This is a genomic window from Mycobacterium sp. NGS11 (assembly GCF_059813315.1).
Genome location: NZ_JCALEJ010000060.1, coordinates 1 through 2,104 on the forward strand (window position 1 = coordinate 1; position 2,104 = coordinate 2,104).

1 protein-coding gene is annotated in these 2,104 nt (G+C 65.2%); it reads left to right on the top strand.

Annotated elements, in window-relative coordinates:
- On the top strand, nucleotides 1-2,104 hold a 2,104-nt coding region (locus AC5Y4T_RS26060; protein ID WP_499956133.1), incomplete at both ends, for a non-ribosomal peptide synthetase.

Here is a 2,104-nt window from a genome sequence, read left to right on the forward strand (position 1 = left end):
CGGTGGCGGTGGAGTGGTCGGCTGAGTTGCAGCAGCGGCTGCGTGCGGTGGCCGGTGAGCATGATGTGACCAGTTTTATGGTGGTGCAGGCTGCGCTTGCGGTGTTGCTGGGCAAGCTCAGCGCGAGTAGCGATGTGGCGGTGGGTTTCCCGATTGCGGGGCGGCGTGATCCTGCGCTGGATGAGTTGGTGGGTTTTTTCGTCAACACGTTGGTGTTGCGGGTGGATTTGGGTGGGGATCCGACTGGTGCGGAGGTGTTGGCGCGGGTACGGGCGCGGGGCCTGGCCGCCTATGACCACCAGGACGTGCCTTTCGAGGTGCTTGTTGAGCGGCTCAACCCGACCCGGAGTCTGGCGTATCACCCGTTGGTGCAGGTGATGTTGGCCTGGCAAAACCTTCCCGGGGTGGGCATGGGTGATGCGGCTGGGTTGGCGTTGGGTGATCTAGAGGTCTCTGAATTGCCGGTGCACACCCGTACTGCGCGTACGGATTTGTCGTTGTCGTTGGCCGAGCGTTGGACCCACGCCGGTGAGCCGGCGGGGATTGGTGGGTCGGTGGAGTTCCGTACCGACGTGTTCGATGCGCAGAGTGTCGAGGTGTTGGTCGGGCGGTTGGAGCGGGTGTTGGAGGTGATGGCGACCGATCCGGGGCGGCGGTTGTCGTCGATCGATGTGCTCGATGCCGGTGAGCGTGTGCGTCTAGATGAGCTCGGTAATCGTGCGGTGTTGTCTCGGCCGGTGAGCGCGTCGGTGTCGGTTCCGGTGGTGTTCGGCGAGCATGTGGCGCGCGCCCCGGAGGCGGTGGCGATCAGCTTCGAGGGTCGCTCGATGAGTTATCGGGATCTTGATGAGGCGTCGAATCGGTTGGCGCATTTGTTGGTTGGTCGGGGTGTGGGGCCGGGGCAGTGTGTGGCGTTGTTGTTGGAGCGCTCGGCGGGGGCGGTCGTGGCGATGTTGTCGGTGCTCAAGGCGGGGGCGTCGTATCTGCCGATCGATGCCGGGCAGCCTGATGCGCGGATCGAATTCATGCTTGCCGATGCCAGGCCAATGGCGGTGCTCACGACTGCGGGTTTGGTTGATCGGTTGGCTGGTTTTGGGGTTCGGGTCATCGAGGTCGATGATCCTGCGGTGCATGACCAGCCCGGCACCGCCCTGCCGGCGCCGGCCGGCGATGATGTCGCGTATCTGATTTACACCTCGGGTACTACCGGTGTGCCCAAGGGGGTGGCGGTCACTCATCAGAACGTGACGCATTTGGCGGCCTCGTTGCCGAGCGGACTGCCGGCCGAGCAGGTTTGGACGCAGTGTCATTCGTATGCGTTTGACTTTTCGGTGTGGGAGATCTGGGCGGCGCTGCTCGGTGGGGGCCGGTTGGTGGTGGTGCCCGAGCAGGTGGTGGGCTCACCACAGGATTTCCACGATCTGCTGATCAGTGAGCGGGTCACCGTGTTGACCCAAACCCCTTCTGCGGTAGGCGTTTTACCGTCTGAGGGTTTGGAGTCGGTGGCGGTGTTGCTCGGTGGTGAGGCGTGTCCGGTCGAGGTGGTGGATCGGTGGGCGCCCGGGCGGGTGCTGATCAATGCGTATGGTCCCACCGAGGCCACGGTGTATGCGTCGATGAGCGCGCCGTTGTCAGTCGGGGATGCGGTGGTGCCCATTGGTGGGCCGGTATCGACGGCGGCGTTGTTTGTTCTCGATGAGTGGTTGCACCCGGTGCCGGTCGGGGTGGCCGGCGAGTTGTATGTGGCCGGGCGCGGGGTGGGTGTCGGCTATCTGGGCCGGGCCGGCTTGACCGGGTCGCGGTTTGTGGCGTGTCCATTTGGTGGGTCGGGGGCGCGGATGTATCGCACCGGGGATTTGGTGCGGTGGGGCCGTGATGGGCAGTTGGAGTATCTGGGACGGGCCGATGAGCAGGTCAAGATCCGCGGGTATCGCATCGAACTCGGCGAGATCCAGGCGGCCGTAGCCGGTTTGGCTGGGGTGGAGCAGGCGGTGGTGATCGTCCGCGAGGACCGCCCCGGTGACAAGCGCTTGGTCGCCTACATCACCGGGACAGCCGACCCGACGCGGCTGCGTGCCGCACTGGCCGAGCGGCTCCCGGCCTA